Annotated in this window: 14 protein-coding genes; 7 read left to right on the forward strand and 7 right to left on the reverse strand. The window is 50.3% G+C overall.

Going from position 1 to position 19986, the window contains the following annotated elements:
* Nucleotides 1-110: 110 nt before the first annotated feature.
* Nucleotides 111-1397 (reverse strand): glutaredoxin domain-containing protein, encoded by a 1287-nt coding sequence (locus IQ256_RS23285; RefSeq protein WP_193858086.1) that lies wholly within the window; start codon nt 1395-1397, stop codon nt 111-113.
* Between the two features lie 238 nt (nt 1398-1635).
* On the opposite strand from IQ256_RS23285, the gene IQ256_RS23290 reads away from it, so the two are divergent.
* From IQ256_RS23290 to IQ256_RS23300, 3 genes are all read left to right on the forward strand, one after another.
* A complete protein-coding gene (locus tag IQ256_RS23290) occupies nt 1636-2265 on the forward strand; it encodes a TetR/AcrR family transcriptional regulator (RefSeq protein ID WP_193858087.1) in 630 nt (209 codons plus the stop codon).
* Nucleotides 2266-2867: 602 nt separating this feature from the next.
* Nucleotides 2868-4211, forward strand: coding sequence for an NAD(P)/FAD-dependent oxidoreductase (locus tag IQ256_RS23295; protein ID WP_193858088.1), 1344 nt, complete (start codon nt 2868-2870; stop codon nt 4209-4211).
* A 17-nt stretch (nt 4212-4228) separates the two neighbouring features.
* Entirely contained in the window at nt 4229-4654 is a 426-nt protein-coding gene (locus IQ256_RS23300; RefSeq protein WP_193858089.1) for a DoxX family protein, read from the forward strand.
* 44 nt (nt 4655-4698) lie between these two features.
* Here the strand turns inward: IQ256_RS23300 and ppsA are convergent, their stop codons facing one another.
* The 3 genes from ppsA to gcvP form a co-directional block, all read right to left on the reverse strand.
* Entirely contained in the window at nt 4699-7164 is a 2466-nt protein-coding gene (gene ppsA / locus IQ256_RS23305; RefSeq protein ID WP_193858090.1) for a phosphoenolpyruvate synthase, read from the reverse strand.
* Between the two features lie 162 nt (nt 7165-7326).
* Nucleotides 7327-9810: a S9 family peptidase gene (locus IQ256_RS23310; protein ID WP_193858091.1), complete on the reverse strand. Its 2484-nt coding sequence runs from the start codon at nt 9808-9810 to the stop codon at nt 7327-7329.
* Nucleotides 9811-9910: 100 nt separating this feature from the next.
* On the reverse strand, nt 9911-12889 hold the full coding sequence (gene gcvP / locus IQ256_RS23315) for an aminomethyl-transferring glycine dehydrogenase (protein ID WP_193858092.1): 2979 nt from the start codon (nt 12887-12889) through the stop codon (nt 9911-9913).
* A gap of 227 nt (nt 12890-13116) precedes the next feature.
* Between gcvP and IQ256_RS30535 the strand changes: the two genes are divergently transcribed.
* Together IQ256_RS30535 and IQ256_RS23325 are read left to right on the forward strand one after the other, a co-directional pair.
* Entirely contained in the window at nt 13117-13395 is a 279-nt protein-coding gene (locus IQ256_RS30535) for a type II toxin-antitoxin system RelE/ParE family toxin (protein WP_193858093.1), read from the forward strand.
* Nucleotides 13395-13682 (forward strand): HigA family addiction module antitoxin, encoded by a 288-nt coding sequence (locus IQ256_RS23325; protein ID WP_193858094.1) that lies wholly within the window; start codon nt 13395-13397, stop codon nt 13680-13682. The genes IQ256_RS30535 and IQ256_RS23325 overlap by 1 nt, the downstream gene beginning before the upstream one ends.
* A gap of 78 nt (nt 13683-13760) precedes the next feature.
* Here the strand turns inward: IQ256_RS23325 and gcvH are convergent, their stop codons facing one another.
* Entirely contained in the window at nt 13761-14156 is a 396-nt protein-coding gene (gcvH, locus tag IQ256_RS23330; protein ID WP_193858095.1) for a glycine cleavage system protein GcvH, read from the reverse strand.
* Nucleotides 14157-14230: 74 nt separating this feature from the next.
* Nucleotides 14231-15352, reverse strand: a complete 1122-nt coding sequence (gcvT, locus tag IQ256_RS23335) for a glycine cleavage system aminomethyltransferase GcvT (protein WP_193858096.1) — start codon at nt 15350-15352, stop codon at nt 14231-14233.
* 146 nt (nt 15353-15498) lie between these two features.
* Between gcvT and IQ256_RS23340 the strand changes: the two genes are divergently transcribed.
* Nucleotides 15499-16335, forward strand: coding sequence for a hypothetical protein (locus tag IQ256_RS23340; protein WP_193858097.1), 837 nt, complete (start codon nt 15499-15501; stop codon nt 16333-16335).
* Between the two features lie 300 nt (nt 16336-16635).
* Here the strand turns inward: IQ256_RS23340 and IQ256_RS23345 are convergent, their stop codons facing one another.
* Entirely contained in the window at nt 16636-17124 is a 489-nt protein-coding gene (locus tag IQ256_RS23345) for a DUF2243 domain-containing protein (RefSeq protein ID WP_228025199.1), read from the reverse strand.
* Between the two features lie 381 nt (nt 17125-17505).
* Between IQ256_RS23345 and IQ256_RS23350 the strand changes: the two genes are divergently transcribed.
* Nucleotides 17506-19737, forward strand: coding sequence for an NADP-dependent isocitrate dehydrogenase (locus tag IQ256_RS23350; protein ID WP_193858099.1), 2232 nt, complete (start codon nt 17506-17508; stop codon nt 19735-19737).
* Nucleotides 19738-19986 lie beyond the last annotated feature (249 nt).

The raw sequence follows: 19986 nt of genomic DNA on the forward strand, positions 1-19986 counted from the left end.
AAGGTACTGACAAAGGAGATGTCAGGGGACAGATCTCCTTCATCAACGAAATCTTCGGAGTGGCTGCTTAATCAGGGAGGTAACGAGGGAGTCATTCTATCTCCAGTAATTTATTGCAACAGAGCCGTGTGGTAGGCCATGAATCCTTCAACCGCTGCTAGGTAGTCGTGATCCTTGGCGATCGCACTTACCCTTCCCATCAAATGCTTCAGCTCAGCCGAAACAAGCGTATGAGACCGCTCGCCCATCAGCTCGCCGTACAAATAAACATGCAGGCGCTGTAGCGGCTGAGGCCAGCGCTGAACCCAATTGGGCAGCAAACCAAATTCAGACTCACAGTAAGCCTCCAAATCTTCAATCTTCTGGCCGTACTTTGCCAGCATCTCTTCAATTGAAGGGCCACCAGACGGTAGTTCATAGTCCAGGTTCGATGGATTCTCATCCTGAGTAGCGCTATGTCGTCCAGCTTCAACGCCTGCTTGTTCGCTCGCCTGCTTTGCCCACTGCCCTTCTAGCTCTAACCCTGTGAGGTCATTGAAAACATTGAGGAAGCCAAAGGCAGCGACCATCATTTCCACGCCCGTGATGAACTCCTGTGCTTGTTGAGGCGTCTCTGCTAGCTGTCGAATTTTACTTAGGGTTTCATCACTAACCGCATTGCGAGTCGCTTCGGCAGCTAGCTGTGCGATCGCCAACTCCAGGTCACCATATGGATTTCCCTCAGACCGATTACCGGCTCTAGCTTCCTTGAATTGTTTAACAGCTTTAAGAGATTGTTCACCCCCAGTCGCCGCGCTATGCACCTGGCAATAATTGCAGCCGTGGGCATCAGAGGTTGAATAGCCGACCGTGAACATGTTCAGCGGGCCAAGCACTTTTTTGCCGTAACCTACAGCAGAAAAGTTATGACAGTAGACAAAGAGCTTGTACGCTTCTGGCCAGTGATTGAGATAAGCGAACGTGTTGGGCCAGAATCCAAAGAAGTCTTTATAAAACCGTAGCAGCGCCCAAGCTTCAGGATCGTCACTACGAGAGCCATCAGTGGCTGAAACAACATGACGCAGCGTCCAATCCTCTGCACCTTGCCGCGCTGTTTCGTCAGAAATATTCTGAACAGAAAGTGTGGAATCGCCCAAAGCCTCAACCAGCTGAGATAGACGACCGTTCTGTTGAAGCTGCTCTAAATCTTCAGCACCGTTGACGTGATAGTCACCGATGAAGATCTGCGGCACCGTCGCCACGCCCGAAGCATAGATACTGAGATCGGCGTTGCGCTGCGTTTCTTTCACGTCGTACTGAGTGTACGGCAGGCCCGCTTCGGTCAACACCGCCTTTGCCTTTGTGCAGTAGGGGCATCCTGGCTTAGTGAAAATTCGGATAGTTGGATAGTTGCTCATCTTTTCCTTTGTGTAGACTTCTTTTTATGACTGAACCGTTCGGTCATTTACGGCGTTTGCGCTCTATCCTATGTGCAGACGCAAGGGAGCAAAGTTTCTGGAACACTAGCTAATCCAGATAGCTATGCTGAATGAATGCCAATAAAATGACCGGACGGTTCAGTCACTATTTAGTGATACCGTATCTGCTAAAGTATTGTCAACATGACCGAACCGTTCAGTTATCAAAATATTCCTTATGGCAGACACTTTTATTCCTGATCTCACAAGCCCAAAAGCCCAGCAAATTCTTGAGGGTGCGCGCACAGTTTTCCTGGAGTCTGGCTATGAAGGGGCGAGTACTATCAAAATTGCCCATGAGGCAGGGGTATCAAAAGGGACTTTGTACAACTACTTTCCTGACAAGGAAAAGCTCTTTATGGCAGTCATGGAAGGGGAGTGTAAAAAGCAGGCGGCAGCCATCTTTGAGGTAGAGGATCTGTCAGCCAGTATTGAAATCACGCTACGAGAGCTAGCCCAAAACTACGTCGGCCTTTGCTTTTCACCTTTTATTCATATCTATCTGCTGGCGATCACCGAAGCCAGCCGCTTTCCCGCCCTAGCACGTGCATTCTATGATTCTGGCCCACAACTAGCATTCCGTCGATTGACTCAGCTACTAGCAGGCGCAGCTGCTAAAGGAGAACTCAAAATTGACGACTTGGACTTAGCGGCGCATCAGTTTAGCCAGCTTTGCAAAGCAGACCTGTTTGAAAAGCGTCTCTTTCAAGTCAAACTTTCTGCTACGGCAGAAGATATCAACTATATTGCTGATAGCGCTGTTGACGCCTTTCTTCAGCTATATCGTCCGGGCGGAGGCTGTCTCTAAGTTCATGCAGCTGATCCGTATTAGCTAGCCCTAAGTTTTGAGGATACAGGCACTCTCAGAATTTAAGCGACGAGAACGGATACAAACCGCGCTGAGCGGTTTGTAGATGCGATAGCACAACAACTATCTTTTGAGCTTTTGAGAAATAGAGAATCCGATAGTACGAGAAGGTATTGATGAAGACAAGGCGTGGGAATACTTCTGCTTCGAGAACTGATCAAAGACTCAGCAAAACCGAGCTTGAGTTGACCGGTCTTTAGGGTTCTTCCCTGCTATCTTTGATACCTTTGGGGTGATATAAGAAAAATAGGGCTGGTGTTGGCGCTAGCGGTTGCTGACAATTGTCGTCAGCGAATCAACACACTTGCAAGGTGGTGACCTATCAGGCTCAAATAGATTCAATAATTTACCGCTCTGCTAGAGCCTATTGTAGAAAATTTAACGACAAACTGCCTATCAAAAATACTATTGTATTTACAAAGAATCCAACGCATAATCAAAGCACGTAAGCGAGAAGATCGAGAGGGTGGCTTTGCCGCTGAAGTGTTTCTACGAAGCTTAGAAAGATAGAGTTATTTAGAGTAGATAGAGGTGTGCAACATATGAAAAGGCGTCCGAGAGCTGTTGTAATAGGCGCAGGTTTTAGCGGTATGCAAGCGGCTCAATCGCTGTCAAAAAGTGGTGCTGATGTACTGTTGATTGATCGAAATAACTACAATACGTTTGTGCCGCTGCTGTATCAAGTCGCCGCCGCTCAAATTGAACCTGAACTGATTGCATACCCTGTTCGCACCATTTTGCGAGGCGCACCGAGGTCTCAATTTCTCAGAGCTGAGGTGCAGCGAGTTGATTTCGCGGATCAGGTGATAGAAGCGGACAGTCGCCGCATTCCCTATGATTATTTGGTGATGGCTACGGGCAGTCGAACGCAGTATCTGGGGGTTTCTGGCGCTGTTGAGAATGCGTTTCCCCTAAGGACATTGGAGCAGGCGATCGCACTACGTCATCACATTCTTCAGCGCCTAGAACAAGCGTCTCAAACGTCCGATCCGGTACTGCGACAGCAGCTACTCACCTTTGTCATCGTTGGTGGCGGGCCAACTGGCGTTGAGATGGCTGGCACACTAACTGAACTGAAAAAGGCGGTTAAGAAAGACTATCCGACGCTCGACTTAAGAGAGATGCGAATTGTCATCGTGCAGTCGGGCGACACGCTTTTAAACAATCTGCCGAGTCGCTTAGGTCGCTATACCGCTCGTAAGCTTAGCCGTCTGAATGTGGAGGTAATGCTCAATATGCGAGTGAGTCAGGTGAGCGCTCAAACCGTAACGTTTGCAGAGGGCTCTTGCCTGCCTACGACAACGGTTGTTTGGGCAGCTGGGCTAAAAGCGGCGGTGCCAGAAGCAGCTATTGCGCTTGAACAGACCGATAAGCAAAAAGTAAAAGTGAGAGACACGCTACAGCTAATCGATTACGACAATGTCTATGCAATTGGTGACCTGGCGTATGTGCAACAGCAGGGCAAGCCCCTGACAGGGGTAGCACCAGAAGCGTTACAGCAAGGGGTGGCGATCGCTCGAAACATCCGCAGGCAAATCAAAGGAAAAGATCCTCAGCCATTCAGCTATTTTAACAAAGGTCGCTTGGCCATCATCGGCAGCTACGGTGGCGTAGGAAAGATTGGCCCTGTTCTGCTAACCGGCTTTTTACCCTGGCTGATGTGGCTGGGCGTTCATCTGGTTTATCTGCCGGGTTTCCGCAGTCGCTTGCTAGTCCTGTTGAGCTGGCTACATAGCTATGGGTTAGGCGATCGCGCCATTCGCCTTATTCTCTCTCCCTCGCCTCTACAGCGTTCTATCCCACCGCCTCAGGTCTCATCTTCTCAAGTCTCACATCCTCAAATCGCTAAATTCCAGCAACACCCGACTAAAACACCACTTGTCTAAACTAGGAGACATCTGTCATGCTCATTCAAAAATATATGCCCCTAATCGCTCGGACTTTCCTGGCCGTTATCTTCATCAATAGCGGTATCGGCAAACTTTCTAATTTTTCCGGCACACAACAGCAGATCGCTAGCGCTGGATTACCTTTAGCGGCAATAGTAACCGTCTTCACCATTGCCTTTCAGCTATTAGGTGGCGCTGCTTTAATTGTGGGATACAAGGCTAAGATTGGCTCCACTCTACTGCTGTTATTCTTAGTCCCAGCGACTTTAGTGTTTCATAATCCTCTAGTCGATCCCACTCAGATGACTCAGTTTTTAAAGAACCTGGCTATTATCGGCGGACTGCTGATGGTCACTGCTTACGGCTCTGGCCCAGTCAGCCTAGACCGCTCGGATGACCATTTGAGCGCTGTTCATCGTTCTGAGGAATCGATTCGGTAAAAAACGATAGAGCCGACGAAACCAGACAGCAGTTTCACTAGCCGCTATTGAAGCCTCTGTTCTATTTGGGCGATCGCCAACGTTGTTTTAATCACCGAGTCAGGATTTAGGCTAATCGAGTCGATGCCTTCTTCTACCAAGAACTGAGCAAACTCAGGGTAGTCGCTCGGTGCCTGACCGCACAGGCCAATCTTTCGGTGGGCGCGTTTTACGCCATCAATGGCCATGCTGACAATCTTTTTCACGCCAGCACTGCGTTCATCAAATAAATGTGCAATCAGCGCCGAATCTCGATCTAGTCCCAGCGTTAGCTGGGTCAAATCATTAGATCCGATTGAAAAGCCGTCGAAAATCTTGGCAAAGTCTTCTACTAAGATGACATTGTTAGGAATCTCACACATCACATAAACCTGAAGGTCATTCTCTCCTCGCACCAGACCATGGCTAGCCATCTCATCGAGTACGGCCTGACCTTCTTCGGGCGTTCGGCAAAAAGGCACCATCGGAATCACGTTGGCTAGGCCCATATCATCTCGTACTTGCTTAAGAGCTATGCACTCTAGGGCAAACGCCTCGCGATAGCTAGGGTCGGTATAGCGAGCGGCCCCGCGCCAGCCAATCATTGGATTTTCTTCGGCGGGTTCAAAGTCTTTTCCGCCCAGTAGATTGGCGTATTCGTTACTCTTAAAGTCCGAGAGTCGAATCACCACCGGATTGGGATAAAAGGCCGCTGCGATCATGGCAATTCCGTGAGTCAGACGCTCGACAAAGTAGTCAGCTTTGCGAGCATATAGCGCTGTTAACTTGGCGATCGCTCTTTTATCTTGTTCATTCGTCAGCCGCTCAAAGTGCAGCAGCGCTAGCGGATGAACCTCAATATGATTAGCAATGATAAACTCTAGCCTGGCTAGCCCCACCCCGTCGCAAGGGATAGCCGCCAGCCGAAACGCTTCTTCTGGATTGCCCACATTCATCATGATCTGGGTGCGCGTAGACGGCAGGTTATCAATAGCGACTTCTTCTACCTCAAAGGGGATCAATCCTTCGTATACTTTGCCCACTTCACCTTCAGCGCAGGTGACTGTGATCGGCTGATTCGGCTGAATCGTGCGGATGGCATCCCCGCAGCCGACAATTGCCGGAATACCCATTTCGCGAGCAATGATCGCCGCATGGCAGGTTCGCCCACCCTGGTCAGTGACAATGGCGCTGGCCTGCTTCATAATCGGCTCCCAGTCTGGATCGGTGCGCTGAGTGACTAGCACTTCGCCCGGCTGAAAGTCAGCAATATTAGCAGCAGAGTGAATTATCCGAGCAGGGCCCTGGCCAATCATCTCACCGACAGCCTGCCCCACCGTTAGCGGCGCTAGCAGGCTTTGATTTGCTGGCATCTGGTCTACTTGAAGTCGATACCTACGCAGCACAGAGCCAGACTTTTGCGACTGAACGGTTTCAGGCCGCGCCTGCACAATGAACAGCTCTTCAGTATTGCCGTCCTTGGCCCATTCGATATCCATCGGCGTCAGCTTGCCATGCACCTGTGAGTAGTGATCTTCAATGGTGCAGGTCCACCTGGCCAGCGTCAGAACCTCGTCATCACTGAGAGCATAGCGCTGGCGATCACGCTCCTCTACAGCCACATTTTTGACCAGTTTGTTACCACCGCTGTCGTAGATCATCTTTAGCGCCTTGCTACCGAGCTGCTTTTTCAAAATCGGACGGTAGCCCTGCTGTAGCATCGGCTTGAATACCAGGTACTCATCGGGCGTGATCGTTCCCTGCACAACATTTTCGCCCAGTCCATAGGCGGCGGTGATCAGAGCGGCATCCTTGAAGCCAGATTCAGTATCAATTGAAAACATCACGCCCGAGGTAGCCAAATCAGAGCGCACCATCTGTTGTACCCCGACAGAAAGTGAAACAGAAAAGTGATCAAAGCCCTGGGTAACCCGATAAGAGATGGCCCGGTTGGTAAAAAGAGAGGCAAAGCACTTGTGGCAGGCATCTAAAACGCCCTTGACACCGTGAATGTTTAGATAGGTTTCTTGCTGTCCGGCAAAGCTAGCATCAGGCAGATCTTCGGCGGTGGCGCTAGAGCGAACGGCGACATCGAGAGCCGGCTGACCTACTCGATCGCACAGGTCTATATAGGCAGCGGTAATTGCAGCCTCCAGCTCTGGCGGAAAAGGCGTTTCTAGAATCAGGTCTCTAACGGCCTGGCCACATTCGCGCAGCGTTTGGATATCTTCGGTGTTTAGTGTGTCTAGATGCGATCGCATCTTCTCTTCTAAACCACCGGCTTTGATAAAATAGTTGTAGGCTGCCGCCGTCGTCGCAAATCCTGTGGGCACACGGATACCTTGAGATGATAGCTGCTGAATCATCTCTCCTAGAGACGCATTCTTTCCGCCTACGATCGGAACATCGTGAATACCCACCTGCTCAAACTTGAGAGTGAAAGCCGTTTCGGTGCTAGTCGTCGCAGGTGCAAAAGACGAAGTCTGTACCATCACAAAATTATCTCCCTAGCGCTTCTATTAACCGCATATCTCAAGCAGAGTCCTAACTTGATCACCAGTTTAGCGACAGAGTCAAAATTTGAAAGTCGAAATTTGAAAGTTAGAACCTGAAAGTCAAAATTTGAAAGCCAAGACTTCAAATGACTTCACGTTTCACACTTCACGTTTTACATAGGTATCTAGCCACTGCACCATTTCCCAAAGAACATGGCCGATGGCTTCTTTTGAGCGGTAGCCGTGTTCTTCATACGGCAGGCTAACGTAGCGGGTGATGCCGCCAAGTCCTTTGATCGCTTCATAAAGGCGTTCTGTCTGCATGGGGTAGGTGCCAGAGTTGTTATCGGCCTCACCGTGGATCAGCAGCAGCGGATGATTGATTTTGTCAGCGTTGGTGAAAGGAGACATGCGGTTGTAGGTTGCTGTTGCCTGCCAATAGTTGCGCTGTTCGCCTTGAAAACCAAAGGGTGTGAGGCTGCGGTTGTATGCGCCGCTGCGGGCAATGCCAGCACAGAAAAGATCGGTATGGGCCAGGAGATTAGCAGTCGTGAACGCGCCGTATGAATGGCCACCGATGGCAATTTGAGCGCGATCGCACACCCCTCTTTTCACCAAATAATCCACCGCCGCTGCCGCGCTATCGATCAACTGTTCTAAATAGGTATCATTCGGTTCTACTATAGCTTCGCCAATAATAGGCATTGACGGCCCAGACAGTAGCGCATAGCCTTGAGTCAACAAAAACAGCGCAGAGGCGCGAGTCGGCCTGCCAAAGGTGTTTTCTGATTGAGTCACCTGACTAGCCGTCTCTCGGCTTTTATGTTCTTCTGGGTAGACCCACAGCAGCGTTGGCAGAGGCCCATCGCGCTCTAAATCGTGACCAGGCGGCAAATACAAGGTACCAGACAAATCTAGCCCATCAGCGCGAGTATAGCGAACAACCTCTTTATGAACGTTTTTGTACCAAGGTAAAGGGTCACTAAAAGCGGTGAGCGCGGTTCGTTTATCTTCTGGTTGGCCTTCTGGTTGGCTGCTTGTATGCAGCCAGTAGTTACCCGGTTCTGTTTGAGTTTGTTGGCGAACGATAAACTGAGTAGCGGCTGGATCGAGAATTCTTTGAACCCTAGAAAAAGTGTCTGGAGGTGATCGCCATATGCGCTCTTTTTCCTGAGTCTCTAAATTCATCCGATCTAAGAAGGGAACAACGCCCGTTGCCGTAGCGCCTCTCCCACTCAAGTAAATATCGCCTTGTTCAGATAGCAGCAGCACTGGCCAGCCGTAGTGCCCTGGCGTTGTGACTGGATTGCCAGGACTGCTGTAGGCATCTTGAAAGTTTCGCGCTTCTAATAGTACGGGCGCAGCTTGAGGATCGTTAGGAAACAGTCTCCAGGTGCGAATCTGTCGCGTATTATAGAAAACTTCATAAGCTAGCAAGGTCGTATCGTCTCCCCATACTAAGCTGTTGAAACGCAGCGCAGATTTCCACAGCAGATCTGGCGGATCGACAAACGGCGCAGACAGCGTATAAACGGCATCGCGATAGTCGCTTTCAATCTGGGCATCGCCACCATCTAGTGCCTCTACCCAATAAATCGTGGCGGGTCTATCTGTTCGCCAGCCAGAGGCTCTTTTACCTGCTCTTACTGAGTCAAAGTCAATCGGAATTTCTTCGGCCAGGGGCAGATCGGAGATCAGATATGCGTTCTGTTGTGAGTTGTTGTTTAGAGCACCGTCTTCTTGGGCACCGTCTTCTTGGACACTTTCCTGAAGGCTGATAATACTGGCCTCACGCGGAAAACGAGCAAGCGGCACCTGATAGGAGAAAGGTCTTTTCACCTTGACAATCTTCAGCCACTGGCCATCAGGAGAAGGCGAGAATCCGGTATACAGATCTGGGCCAACAATGGGAGTTTGGCCACCCGCTAATGAGATTTTGACGATAGAAGATGTGAAATAATATTCCAGCAGTGCTTCATCGTGAGCATTTTCTAGCAAGTTGGTAAAAGTGCGAGCAGGCGCTACTTTGCCTAGATTCTCTTCAATCACCGGGCCATCAGGAATCTTTGGCGCAACGGGCGGCGGCCCCAACTCCGTGCGAATTCGGCAGATGATATTGCCATCTGGTAGCCAGCGGGCCGGACTCCCCCCGCCGATATTATGAAGAATAGGCCCAGTCAGCGCTCTTGCTTTGGCAGTTGCTAGCTCTAGTACCCAAAGACTAATACCGCCTGTGGTCGGCTGGGTTTCGTCCCTTGGTGATTCTGATGCTTGCGAGTTCTGTTCTAAGTGAGTTTGAGTAAAAGACAGATACTGCCCACATTTTGACCAGCTTAAGTTGCGGATGCGCGGATTGGGCGGCAGCTCGATCGGTCTAGCATTTTCTTCGTCTCGGCGGCGAATAGATAGCCCACAGTAGTAGCCGGGTTTGGCAGGTCCCCAGGTTTGAGGATTTAGCTGAACGCCAGCGAGTCCTAGCTTGGGTGTGGTCAGCTCTCTGATGGGCCTGAGTCCGGCTGAGCGCAGTTCAACAATCCAGTCTGCAGCTGGTGAGAATGAGATTGCCGGCAGACGTGGCGTATCGAGCATACTGGCAATGGGCTCGGGCGGAGTTTGCCAGATGACCTGAGCGGAGTGAGGCATAGGAGAAAGGAGGAAGTGTGAAGGCGGAATGATGAATGGGGAGTGGCTGCGGCTACGCTCAGTCACCGAGGGGCTACGCTTAGCTACTGGGGGATGGGAGCTATTCTGTGAATTCGTCCATTGACGGGCAGGTGCAGACTAGGTTGCGATCGCCATATGCCTGATCGATCCGGTTGACGCTGGGCCAAAATTTGCGATCGCGTGTCCATTCAGTCGGGAAAACAGCCACCTCACGAGAGTACGCCCGCTCCCACGTACCAACTAAGTCAGCAGTGGTATGAGGCGCGTAGTGCAAAGGGCTCTCTGCCAACGTACAGTCACCCGATTCAATCTGTTCTATCTCAGCGCGAATGGCAATCATCGCATCGCAAAAGCGGTCAAGCTCACTCAAAGACTCACTCTCGGTCGGCTCCACCATAATAGTTCCAGCCACTGGCCAGGACATTGTGGGCGGATGAAAACCGTAATCGATCATGCGCTTGGCGATATCATCCACATTCACCTGCGCCGTCTTTTTGAACTCACGCAAGTCAATAATGCACTCATGAGCAACCAGTCCACTGCTGCCTTTGTACAAAATGCTGTAGTGATTTTCTAGTCGCTTGGCGATATAGTTAGCACTCAAAATAGCCACTTCACTCGCCTGCTTCAAGCCATCTGGCCCCATCATCTGAATATACATCCAGGAAATAGGCAGAATGCTTGCACTGCCCCAAGGCGCAGCCGCAACAGCGCCAATTCTTCTATCCGCGCCGTTCTCCTGATCTATCTCGATCAGACTGTGACCTGGCAAAAAGGGAACTAGATGAGCCGCCACTCCGATCGGCCCTACCCCTGGGCCACCGCCCCCATGCGGAATGCAAAAAGTCTTGTGCAAATTCAGGTGACAAACATCCGCGCCAATATCCCCAGGACTGCATAGACCGACCTGCGCGTTCATATTGGCACCATCCATATAGACCTGAGCGCCCCGCGCATGGACAATCTCACAGACGTTTTTGATGCTCTCTTCAAAGACACCGTGAGTAGATGGATAGGTGACCATCAGCGCCGACAGATTCGCCTTGTGCTTTTCAGCTTTAGCAATCAAATCTTCTACATCGATATTGCCGTCACTGTCACATTTCACCGCGACGACCTTCATCCCTGCCATCACCGCACTGGCTGGGTTAGTACCGTGGGCAGACTGAGGAATCAGGCAGATATTGCGATGTCCCTCGCCACGGCTTTCGTGATATTTACGAATGACTAACAGGCCCGTATATTCGCCCTGAGAGCCAGCATTGGGCTGCAGCGAAATTCCAGAAAAGCCAGTAATCTCGCACAGCCAGTCTTCTAACTGAGTGAAAAGTGATTGATAGCCTTTGGTTTGAGCAAGTGGTGCGAACGGATGAATCTGGCCAAACTCTGGCCAGGTAATTGGCATCATCTCGGCAGTTGCATTCAGCTTCATAGTGCAAGATCCCAGCGGAATCATAGCGTCAGCCAAAGAAAGGTCTTTCTTTTGCAGGCTATAGAGATAGCGTAATAGCTCTGTTTCACTGTGATACTGATTGAATACAGGATGCGCGAGATAGCTAGACGTGCGGCTCAGTGAAGCGGGCAGTGACTCTGGCACCAGAGACTCTAAGCTAGGAACAGGACTGTCCCCTGCAAATATTGTCAGCAGTTCAGTAACTTGACTAAGGTCTGTTGTTTCATCGATAGAAATACCAACAGTAGCGAGCGGGTCTGTTGTATTTGAGTCGATTTGGAGATTGACTTGTTGTTCGAGCGCCCGGTTAATAATATCTGCCGTTTGCTCTCCAGTTTTAATCGTTAGCGTATCGAAAACAGGCTGATTGCCCAGTTCATAGCCCAGCTTTTCCAATCCACTCGCCAAGGCACTCGTGAGCTGTTGGATTCTGCTGGCAATTGCCTTTAGACCTTCTGGGCCGTGATATACCGCATAGGTGCTAGCGATAATAGCGAGCAGAACCTGAGCGGTACAAATGTTACTAGTCGCAGAATCGCGGCGAATATGCTGTTCTCTAGTTTGCAAAGCCAGCCGTAGGGCGGGAGTACCTTTACTATCTTTCGAGAGTCCAACTAGGCGACCAGGCAGCTTACGCGCATAGGCTTGCTTAGTGGCAAAATAAGCGGCATGAGGCCCGCCATAGCCTAGCGGCACGCCGAATCTTTGAGTGTTGCCAACAGCGATATCTGCACCAAACTCGCCCGGTGCCTTTAGCAACGTCAGGCTCAGCAGATCAGCCGCAACAGTAACAATTGCCCCACCCTCATGAGCCTGTTCTATAAACTGGGTGTAGTCATAGATAGCACCATCTGTAGCGGGATATTGCAACAACATGCCAAAGTAAGGCTCGTCTGTGGCTACTGACTGACGGTGATCGCCAACGACAACAGTAATGCCCAGGGGCTGTGCGCGGGTGCGAATCACATCTATTGTCTGAGGATGGCAGGCCGCTGACACCCAAAATCGCTTGGCTGCGATCGCGCCCTTATTCTTACAGACGCCAAAGCTCATACTCATCGCTTCAGCCGCCGCCGTGCCTTCATCTAGCAGCGAGGCATTGGCGATTTCTAACCCCGTTAAATCGGTGACCATCGTTTGATAGTTCAGCAGCGCTTCTAAACGGCCCTGAGAAATCTCTGGCTGATAGGGCGTGTACTGGGTATACCAGCCCGGATTTTCTAAAATATTTCGCTGAATTACAGGCGGTGTGACACAGGCGTGATAGCCCAGGCCAATATAGCTTCGATAGACTTGATTTTGCGCGGCTATCTCCGCAATCTTTTGGAGCGCTTCCGTTTCGCTCAGCGCCGCGTCAACCTTCAGCGGCTGGCTCAATCGAATGCCTGCTGGCACCGCTGCATCAATCAGCGATTCGACCGTTTCCATACCGAGCACTTTCAGCATCTGCTTAATTTCTGTCTCGGTCGGCCCCAGATGACGGCTAGCAAAGCGATCGCTCTTTAGCTGCTGCATCCAGTTAGAACGCTCTTTAGTCGTTGCCGAAGCTGTGATCGGAGCTGAGGCCGTTACCTCATTAGCAGAAGTGATTAGGTCGTAGGACATAGGAAATGGAAATTACCTGCAAGTTAATCCAATATTAAGATAAGTTGCAGCTATCGACCTATTGATTGCATGCTAGCTGTCCTATGATTGGAATTCACCCACGTCCTAGCGTTTTTGCACTCACCAGTATCATTAACAAACAGCAGACCACCCTGACAGACTAACCCAGCAATAAAGTCATCTCGGTGTGAATTGTAACTAGTAACGTTATAAGTTACGATCTTCGTATGATTATCGGGTTTAGGCATCGGGGATTAAAGCAATTCTTTGAATCAGGAACCAGCCGAGGTATTCAGCCAAAGCATGCTAAGCGAATTAGGATGATTTTGGCTCGCCTCAACGCTGCGACTTCTCCGAAAGACATGCGTCTTCCTGGACTCATGCTTCATAAGCTGAGGGGGGAACGTAGCGAAACATGGTCGGTAAGAGTGTCAGGAAATTGGCGAATTACGTTTAGCTTTGAAGGTGTTGATGCTTGTGATGTCAATCTTGAGGACTACCACTGATGAAAATGCACAATCCGCCGCATCCTGGCGAAGTTCTCAAAGAGCTGTGCCTTGAACCTTTGAATTTGACTGTAACAGAGACTGCCGAAGCGCTAGGTGTCAGTCGGAAAACCCTGTCCGCTATCCTAAATGGTAGAGCAGGTATTAGTCCCGAAATGGCTATCCGACTAGGAAAAGCTTTTGATACCTCTGCGGAAAGCTGGTTAAATCAGCAAATGCAGTACGATCTCTGGCAGGCACAGCAGACAGTTGGCAACGTAAAAGTCAAGCGCCTATCAGTGGCCTGACCCAAGCTTATAGGCGATCGCAAAGCTGAACAAAATGCCCGATCTAAGCGTGTGCTCTCTATTTCGACCGAGACAAAACTATTCGCCTTCTACCTGCTGCTGATACTCTTCTGCTGACATAGCCTCATCGAGCCCAGCCAAGTCGTCCGCCTTCACCTTGATCAGCCAAGACGAACCGTATGGATCGTTGGCAATCTCTTCAGGAGATTCGATCAGCGCCTCGTTGCGATCAATCACCGCCCCATCGACCGGAGACTTTAGATCTTCAACCGCTTTGACCGATTCAATCGTGCCAAAGTTTTCACCGTGCTCGACCGTATCGCCAATATCCGGCAGCTCCAAAAAGACGACATCTCCCATCTGATCGATTGCAAATGCTGAGATGCCGACCGTTACCGTATTGTCTTCTTCATCGACGCGGGCGTACTCGTGGCTATCTAGATACTGCAAGTCGTCTGGATAATCAAATGCCATGGGAAGTTGTTAGAAGGATGAATGATGAACAATGAATGAGAGGCGAGTAGGTTTCTTTGCTTAAGATATTACGCCTATTTTGTAGATTTGTAGAAGGGGCGTTTGGTGATGGTGGCCGGAAACGTTTTGCCCCGGATGGCGACTTCTACACTCGTGCCGACTTTGGCCAGCGCTGTCGGCACGTAGCCAAGGGCGATCGGATAGCCCAGCGTGGGAGAGAGAGTCCCACTAGTAACGGTGCCGACAGATTCGGCATTATGCAGGATTGGGTAGTCGTGGCGAGCAATGTTGCGCCCTTCTAGTCTCAGGCCCACCAGGCGACGGCTTGGGCCTGCTGATTTTTGCTCCTCTAAGACGCTGCGACCAATGAAATCAGCGGACTTGTCTAAATGAACCAGCCAGCTCAGACCTGCCTCAAGCGGGGTAGTGCGATCGTCAATGTCTTGGCCATAGAGGGCCATCGCTGCTTCTAGGCGTAGGGTGTCTCTAGCGCCAAGGCCGCAAGGGGTAACGCCGAGCGCAATTAGCTGTTGCCATAGCTCAGCCGCCGCCTCGATCGGCACCATGACTTCAAAGCCATCTTCTCCGGTATAGCCAGTACGGGCAAAGAAGGCAGGATGACCGAATAGCTGCCCAGTCTGGTGGCCGTAGCGAGAGATCGCTGCTAGGTTTTCATCCGGGCAGAGCTGTTGAAGTTTGGCAGTAGCAGACGGCCCCTGAACGGCGATTAGCGCCTGCGTCTGGGAAAGATCTTGAAGTGAGACTGTCTTTGTGAGGTGTTTTTCGAGCCAAGTTTTATCTTTGTGAGTGGTGCCAGCGTTGACAATCAGCGTGACTTTTTCTCCTTGAAGTTCACCGTCTTCAGCGCCGTCCGTTGTGCCCTGGTGATAGACGATCAGATCGTCAATAATGCCACCTTGTTCATTCAGTAAGACGGTGTACTGAGCTTTGCCAGGGGTGAGTTTGGACAAGTCAGAAGGGACTAGCTTTTGCAGCTGGGCGATCGCATCTTCTCCGGTCAACACAAACTTACCCATGTGCGAGATGTCAAAAGCCCCCGCGCTCTGTCTCACGGCAGCATGCTCTTGCAAAATACCGCTGAACTGAACGGGCATCTCCCAGCCAGAAAAAGGCATCATCTTCGCTTTTTGCTCTAGGTAGAGGGCGTGTAGCGGTGTGCGAAGCAAGTTGGCCATAGCAGTTAGCAAAGGGGATTGAAAAGGACTTTTAGGCAAGGAAGGTCTTTGTGATTCTACTTTAGATGTTTCGCTCCTTAGCATACAAAATCACCTACAAACCCATACCACGAACACACATCACAAAAAAGGACTGCAGACAGATAGTGACGGTAGATAGATATTCAAGCAAGCAGCAGAAAGGAAAAGAGAGCCTTGATACCGGCACCGCCGATAGCTGGCTGGCAACGTGCAGAAGCTTGATGGGCCACGGCACACACAAGCCTAGCTTTGTAGTATTTGAACTCGGCCAAAGCGGCTGTATGACCCTGGTGAAGTGGTTTCGTGATCGCAAAGACATCATCTTTCAAGAAGACATTCTCAGTCAGCAGGTACGCTTTCCTCGGCTAAGCGTATTCCAGCGAGTGCAGCAGAGCCACGGCGAGGTATATGGCTTCAATCTACGAGTAGAGCACTTGCGGCAGGCGCAGACGATGTCAAACCCCAATCAGTTTTTGCAAGATCTGCATCGGGGCGGGTGCCGGGTAATCTATTTGCAGCGGCGAGATGTTCTAAGACATGCGATCGCAACGCTCAAAGCAGACAGTGTCCAGTCCTCTTATAGCCCTAGTAATAGCCCCAGCAAAAAACCTTCTTCTAGCAGTCCTTCTAGTCGCGCTTATTCATCTAGGCGGATTGCTATACGCACCCAGGCTCTATTAGGTCGACTTGAGCGCATAGATACGCAAAGAACGGATGTCCAGGCCATTTTGTCTGGCATCCCGCATCTATCGCTGACCTACGAAGACGACCTAATTGATCCAAATGTCTACCCTACGACCGCTCATCGGCTGTCCGAATTTCTAGAGATCGTACCGCTTCAGCCTGCTGGCAGCCCAGTCAAACTTGTTCACCAAGACATCGCCGATCTCGTTACCAACTACGACGAACTCTCCCAGGCACTGAAGCGATCAGATTACGCCTATTTGCTAAAGGCTAATTAATATCGGGAGAGAGCTTTTTAATTAAGGTGATGATTGTATCAAAAAGCACTAGCACACCGACAACCATCAGCCCCGTCAGCAAACCGTTAAGACTCGAAAGAAGGTAGTAGAGCACTTTGAACCAAGCTTCACCAATATTCTCATATTCACCCAGAGGAAAGCTCAGTACGAGAAGCTGCGTAACCGAACCGATAAACGTAGCCGTTGAAATCCTACCGATGAGTTCTATGCCCTTATAGGTATCGTAGTCAAAATCGGTATCAGCCCATCTGTTTCTCTCTATGAGTCCTAAGGTCTATATCAGGACGATTGCGCTGATGATTGCCTACCGCTACCCCGGATTATCAGCCATCCTAGAACAGCCATGCTTAGACCCAGCGCTAGAAAACCTATATCCCAAGCAAATTCGTTAGGGCCTGGTTTGACGTGGTGAATGCCTAATATCTGATGATCGATCAGTCCTTCTATAAAATCAAAAAGTCCTGCGCCAGCAAGCAACGACCCTATAAAAACCGAAGTAGACTTCTCGGCATTTGGAGTTTGGGCAACACGCCAGAGCAACACAATTCCGGTGAGCGTTAGCACCCAGTCCAACAGATGAAATAGTCCATCTCCTAGCGTATTTAGCTCTAATCCCGAGACAGTACTATCAGTCTCTAGACTAGTGAACATATGGTGCCACTGCAAAAGCTGATGGATAACAATCCCATCAAAAAAACCGGCCTGTCCCAAACCCAAGACAATACCAGCAATAATCAGCGGCCTGCGTTTTAAAGCTGAATCTTGCATGAGTTCTCGAACTTGATTAGAGTCGACCAGATTGCTTGAAGCTCGCGATGTCATCTTAGACAAGCATCCTAAAGATAAAATCCACACTCTCTTAGCAGCTGACGAGCATCTGTTTGTGACCAATCCAAGTCGTCCGAGCTGAACCCAATAGGTTGCCCAGTAGGCTACTAGAGAACTGCCCCCTAATCTGACCGACCTGTAAGATCTAAACATCTTTCTTTGGGCTAGTTGGCACTGCTTGTTTGTGCTAGAACTTCTTACTTTGGACTTTTCCTTGAGGAGATATTAATCGTTGAGCTAGTGCTATTAGGTACAAAATATCTCTGATACTGGCTGCTATACTCCTTCAGGACACGCAGACCTCAGATGTAGGCAGATTTCATGGCTAACTCACCCGCTACTATCATCTACACCTTTACGGATGAAGCACCGGCTTTGGCGACGCGCTCTTTTCTTCCTATTGTTCAAGCCTTTTCAAAAGCTGCAAACGTCGCGGTTGAGAGCAGCGATATTTCACTAGCGGGGCGAATCATTGCTAACTTCCCCGAAAATTTGACTGAGGCTCAGCGACAGCCGGATGCGCTAACCCAGCTAGGCAAACTGGCGAAAACGCCTGAGGCCAATATCATCAAACTGCCAAATATCAGTGCCTCAGTTCCGCAGCTAGTCAGCGCGATCGCAGAGCTTCAGTCCAAAGGCTACGACATTCCCGACTATCCAGCTAGCCCTGTAGACGCCGCCGAAGCTGCGATCAAATCCCGCTATACCAAAATTCTTGGCAGCGCCGTAAACCCGGTCTTGCGCGAAGGCAATTCCGACCGCAGAGTCGCCGTCGCCGTCAAAGAATACGCTCGCAAACATCCCCATTCTGTAGGCACCTGGCAAGCCGACTCAAGATCTCATGTGGTTCATATGCACAGCGGCGACTTTTATGGCAGTGAACAGTCTGTTGTTGTTGAAACCGCTGGCACCGTCAGAATTGAGCTAGCCAAAAGCGATGGCACCGTCACCGTGCTCAAAGAGAAAACCCCCGTTTTAGCAGCAGAGGTAATCGACGCAGCCGTGATGAGTGCTAAAGCCCTACGCGCCTTTTATACCAAAGAAATTGATGCAGCTAAAGCGGAGGATATATTGCTCTCGCTTCATCTCAAAGCCACCATGATGAAAGTCTCCGATCCCATTCTTTTTGGCCATGCTGTCACTGTTTACTATCAAGACGTTTTCAACAAGTATGCCGACACCTTTACAAAGCTAGGCGTCAATCCAAACAATGGCCTAGGCGACCTCTACGCTAAAATCCAATCGCTTCCAGAAGCACAGCGCACTGCGATCGCAGCCGACTTGCAAGCGACCTACAATAGCCGTCCCCCCTTGGCAATGGTCAATTCTGACAAAGGCATCACAAACCTGCACGTGCCTAGCGATGTGATTATCGATGCTTCTATGGCCGCTGCTATTCGAACCTCTGGCCAGATGTGGGGCGCAGACGGCAAGCTACACGATATGAAAGCAATGATCCCTGACCGCTGCTATGCCACGATGTATCAGGCGTGCATCGAGTTCTGCCAGGAAAACGGAGCCTTTGATGTCACGACGATGGGCAGCGTTGCCAACGTCGGGCTGATGGCTCAAAAAGCCGAAGAATACGGCTCTCATGACAAAACATTCGAAATCCCAGCAGCGGGTACGGTGCGAGTAGTAGACAAGACTGGTCAGACGCTGATGGAGCACAGCGTGGATAAAGGCGATATCTGGCGGATGTGCCAAACCAAAGATATTGCGATCCAAGACTGGGTCAAGCTAGCAGTCAATCGGGCAAAAGCTACCGGCAACTCAGCGGTTTTCTGGCTAGATCAGAACCGGGCGCACGATGCCAACATCATCACCAAGGTTAAGCAGTATCTACCGAGTCACGATACTACCGGACTAGATATCCAGATTCTGCCACCTGTCGAAGCCATACGCTTCACCTGCACAGAGATCAAAGCCGGAAGAAACATAATTTCTGTAACCGGAAACGTTTTACGAGACTATCTGACCGATTTATTTCCGATTCTAGAACTTGGAACCAGTGCAAAGATGCTGTCGATTGTACCCTTACTAGCAGGGGGCGGATTGTTTGAAACTGGAGCCGGCGGCTCCGCGCCGAAGCACGTGCAACAGTTTATAAGTGAAGGGCATCTGCGCTGGGACTCCTTAGGAGAGTTCTTAGCACTAGCGGTGACGCTAGAAGAGCTAGGCAAAAAGACAAACAATCTAGAGGCTTTGATCCTGGCAGAAGCGCTAAACCAAGCAGCCAGCAAGCTACTAGATACAGACAAATCACCGTCGCGCCAAGTAGGAGAAATCGACAACCGAGGCAGTCACTTCTATCTAGCGCTGTATTGGGCGCAGGCGCTAGCCACTCAGGATAAAAGCGTGACACTAAAAGAAAAGTTCGCACCAGTAGCTAAGCAGTTAAGTGATAACGAAGCGACCATTGTCGCCGATCTAACGGTGGCGCAAGGTCAGTCAACAGAAATCGGCGGATACTACCTGCCCGACGCCCAGAAGGCGTCACAGTCAATGCGACCCAGTGACGTATTTAACCGTGCGATCGCCTCTATCTCTTAGCGTTGAATTGAGAGCAATCGACCTTGAGGGGCGAAGCAAAGCTGCCTGATAGTGGTAAATACTTAGGAGAACTCTACAACGAAAGGTAGATTCGAGAGGGAAAATGAACTACCTCACCGCTTGTACCTGTTTAGCGTACACCTTGGAAAACCCCTCCCTTACGGTTCCCATAGGGAACCAAGTCCTGTATCTCTAAATACATAGCCGATGTCCCCTCCGCCGGAGGGGTGGCCGAAGTGCAGCGGAGGT

The organism is cf. Phormidesmis sp. LEGE 11477 (genome assembly GCF_015207105.1).
Lineage (GTDB): Bacteria > Cyanobacteriota > Cyanobacteriia > Phormidesmidales > Phormidesmidaceae > Phormidesmis.

Bases quoted from the DNA above. Each gene is read 5' to 3' on its own strand.
- IQ256_RS23285 (WP_193858086.1), bottom strand. From the start codon at position 1,397: ATGAGCAACTATCCAACTATCCGAATTTTCACTAAGCCAGGATGCCCC.
- IQ256_RS23290 (WP_193858087.1), top strand. From the start codon at position 1,636: ATGGCAGACACTTTTATTCCTGATCTCACAAGCCCAAAAGCCCAGCAA.
- IQ256_RS23295 (WP_193858088.1), top strand. From the start codon at position 2,868: ATGAAAAGGCGTCCGAGAGCTGTTGTAATAGGCGCAGGTTTTAGCGGT.
- IQ256_RS23300 (WP_193858089.1), top strand. From the start codon at position 4,229: ATGCTCATTCAAAAATATATGCCCCTAATCGCTCGGACTTTCCTGGCC.
- ppsA (WP_193858090.1), bottom strand. From the start codon at position 7,164: ATGGTACAGACTTCGTCTTTTGCACCTGCGACGACTAGCACCGAAACG.
- IQ256_RS23310 (WP_193858091.1), bottom strand. From the start codon at position 9,810: ATGCCTCACTCCGCTCAGGTCATCTGGCAAACTCCGCCCGAGCCCATT.
- gcvP (WP_193858092.1), bottom strand. From the start codon at position 12,889: ATGTCCTACGACCTAATCACTTCTGCTAATGAGGTAACGGCCTCAGCT.
- IQ256_RS30535 (WP_193858093.1), top strand. From the start codon at position 13,117: ATGATTATCGGGTTTAGGCATCGGGGATTAAAGCAATTCTTTGAATCA.
- IQ256_RS23325 (WP_193858094.1), top strand. From the start codon at position 13,395: ATGAAAATGCACAATCCGCCGCATCCTGGCGAAGTTCTCAAAGAGCTG.
- gcvH (WP_193858095.1), bottom strand. From the start codon at position 14,156: ATGGCATTTGATTATCCAGACGACTTGCAGTATCTAGATAGCCACGAG.
- gcvT (WP_193858096.1), bottom strand. From the start codon at position 15,352: ATGGCCAACTTGCTTCGCACACCGCTACACGCCCTCTACCTAGAGCAA.
- IQ256_RS23345 (WP_228025199.1), bottom strand. From the start codon at position 17,124: ATGCAAGATTCAGCTTTAAAACGCAGGCCGCTGATTATTGCTGGTATT.
- IQ256_RS23350 (WP_193858099.1), top strand. From the start codon at position 17,506: ATGGCTAACTCACCCGCTACTATCATCTACACCTTTACGGATGAAGCA.